General features: G+C 48.1%; 1 protein-coding gene. It reads left to right on the top strand.

The genetic code is table 11. From position 1 onward, the window contains the following. Window positions 1-275 precede the first annotated feature (275 nt). Window positions 276-2,227: type II CRISPR RNA-guided endonuclease Cas9 (cas9, locus tag ABGY95_RS00655; RefSeq protein WP_347439748.1), on the top strand; the 1,952-nt coding region annotated here is incomplete at its 3' end.

Here is a 2,227-nt window from a genome sequence, read left to right as displayed (position 1 = left end):
AGGGATTGACCTTTGAGGTATCCAAAGCTCTTAGAAGCGATCCTCGTCCCATTTAGAGCACCCTCTCGACGATTGCCTCAAAGTGACACCGCACAAGGTCGTGCCCCAATACACCCGGGCAGCCTGAGCCTCCTAAAAGGGGGACGAAAAAACCCCGCCGAAGCGGGGTTTAAGGAAATACTTTTGAACCGGTGTTGGCTGCCTGACAGCTAGAAACGCGGCCTGTACTTCAAACTTTGTCTTGATTCCGTTAGAATACCTATCAGTTTAAGATCATGTGTGAAAGCAAAAAGTGTGTTCTTTCGTTCGACATTGGTCATTCCTCTATTGGCTGGGCTGTGCTAACTTCCGAAAAATCTTCCAAAGGCACCCCATTTCCAACACCGTCCATAGAAGGTTGCGGTTCAGTCATTTTTCCTAAAGACGACTGCTTAGCCTCTTCTAGAAGAGACCACAGACGAACTCGACGTAATATCAGATCCACACGTCAGCGAATAACTAGACTAAAAGATCTACTCGCACACCTTTCGGTGCTCAGTCCTACAGATTTAGACAACGGAGGACACCCCGCTCCACATATGTTGGCGGCAAAATCTCTCATATCAGACGCTCCTACTCTATCATGGTTAGAGCTCTGGCATGTACTTCGCTGGTATGCTCACAATCGTGGCTATGACGGCAATAGCCGCTGGGCACGTCACGACAACGACTCGGGAGGAGATACCGAGAAAGAGAAAACCGCACTTGAGCTGATGGCAAAGCATGGCACAAATAGTATGGCTGAAACGGTTTGTTCAGAGCTCGGCATTGACTTAAACAGTAACAAAATTTCCTCCAACAATCCTTTCAAAACCCTCAACGCCGCCTTCCCGCGCAGTATTGTAAGAAACGAAGTTCTCGAGATTCTCTACAAACACAAGGGTCACTTAGATAAGCTCGATGATGACTTCATCACCACACTTATTGCCTCAGAAGGATCTCAAGAAAAGCGAGCGTGGGAAACGATTCCAGTTCCTAGCATTAAGCTACCTAAACGTTACTTCGGCGGCTTACTCTTTGGTCAGCTCATTCCTCGATTCGATAACCGCATCATTGCTAAATGTCCTATCTCAAGAGAAAAGGTTCCAAATAAAATCTCAAAAGAATTCCGCTACTTCCGCTGGGCTATGCTTCTTGCCAACATCAAGGTGGAAGGAAAATCTCTCACAGCTGAGCAACGACAAGCTGTTCACGCCTTCATGGAAGAGAAAGGGAAGCTCACGCCTACCGAACTCAAGTCTTTCGTCGAAAAACTCACAGGCTCCAAGAACTCAAACATCCACGCCTCGTTCGAAATCCATCCAGACTCCAAAGACGCTCTCGTTCTTGATCCAGCCCTCGCCTATTTCAATTCTGGCGATTCAAGTCCTAGAAAAAATACCATAACACTCGCCCACTTCTGGCGCCACCTTTCAGAGCACACCAAGCAAAAAGCACTGGGTAGATGGAAGAAAGGACGACCAGTCACTCTCCAGTGGATGCTCGACCAATGCGCCAAGGAAAGCGTCGACGCTTCCCCTCTCAATTCAGAAATTGAACAGCATGTCCAAACTGATCAGAAAAAGAAGAAACCTAGCTACCTCACTCGAGAGCATTTCCTGCGTAAACGTTTCGCTCCTTCAAATGCACTCAGCGGCAGAGCCGTGTATTCGCGCCGCGTCATGCAGGAGATTTTCGATTTTGTGCTCAGCACTGATCGACACCCTACAGAAAAAGAAACAGCCACGCTTCCTGCTGGCCCGATCTACAGAAGCAAAGACATACTCAAAGCCGAACGTGATCGACCTATTGAAGAACTCACGAATAACCACCTCATCCGCCAACGCCTAACGATCCTCCTACGTCTAGTCGATGACATCATTGAGAACTACTGTGATGGCGATGCTAAAATCGTCTCCGATATCGTCGTAGAAGTTGCTCGAGATCTTCAAGAATACTCAAGTATGACGGCAGACAAAATGGCAGGGGAACTGACCAAGCGTCTCTCGCACTTTAAGTCAGCCGTAAAATATCTTGAAGAAAATGCACCAGACCTATCTGTCACTGGCTCACTCATCCGTAAATGCCGCCTTGCTATGGACATGGACTGGCGTTGCCCGTTCACAGGCAAAAAGTATGACGCGCTCGATCTGCCTCAGCTAGAACGCGAGCACATCATTCCATACGCAGATAGACCTACGAACTCCCT

The sequence above is a fragment of the Rubritalea sp. genome (assembly GCF_039830215.1).
In the GTDB taxonomy this organism is placed as follows: domain Bacteria; phylum Verrucomicrobiota; class Verrucomicrobiia; order Verrucomicrobiales; family Akkermansiaceae; genus Rubritalea.
The sequence above is the reverse complement of the archived record's forward strand: the minus strand, read 5'-3'. Positions and strand labels throughout refer to the sequence as shown.